The 575-nt window shown below is 71.8% G+C and carries 1 pseudogene; it reads left to right on the forward strand.

What is annotated here, in order from left to right:
• Positions 1 to 574: pseudogene (locus tag ACLJPL_RS34100) on the forward strand (helicase); the annotation flags it as partial.
• Position 575: the final 1 nt, after the last annotated feature.

A 575-nucleotide genomic window follows, 5' to 3' on the forward strand; every position in this document is an offset into this window, starting at 1 on the left:
GACGGAGCCGGTGGTCGTGAAGCTGGGCGTATGGGTATCGAACACCCGTGCCAGGCGGGACAAGCTCAGCGCCGAACAGCTCGCCGCCCTGGCGGCGTTGGGCGTCGACTGGGCAGGCCCGGCACCGACGGACGGAGGTTCTGAGCAGCCTGCGCCGGCGGAAGCGCCCGTGCCGGAACAGCGCGACGCGGGCGGCACAGGGGCGGACGATGAGCGTGAAGCCGAGGCGGCCCGCAGCCTGGCGCGCATGAAGCGCCTCACCGAGCTGACACGGAAGCACACCAAGGCCGAACTGCTGCGCATGGCCTACGCGGGCGGCCTGGTACGCCACAACTCCCCCGAGCAGTGGCGCAAGGACGAGATCGCTTCCGCCGTCGTGGACCAGGAGCTCAGGGCCGCTGCCCGGGCCGGAGCTGAGCAGCCTCCCGTCCCGTCCGCGTCGGCCGCCCCGCCGAAGCGGCCGCCGGCACGGCACCACCATGACGAGTGCGACAAGACGGTGTACGAGGGCGGCGCCTGCACCTGCGACATCATCGAGCAGTACGGACCGCCCTCCGAACGGGACGACTACTGAG

This window comes from Streptomyces sp. cmx-18-6 (assembly GCF_046548915.1).
Taxonomy (GTDB): domain Bacteria; phylum Actinomycetota; class Actinomycetes; order Streptomycetales; family Streptomycetaceae; genus Streptomyces.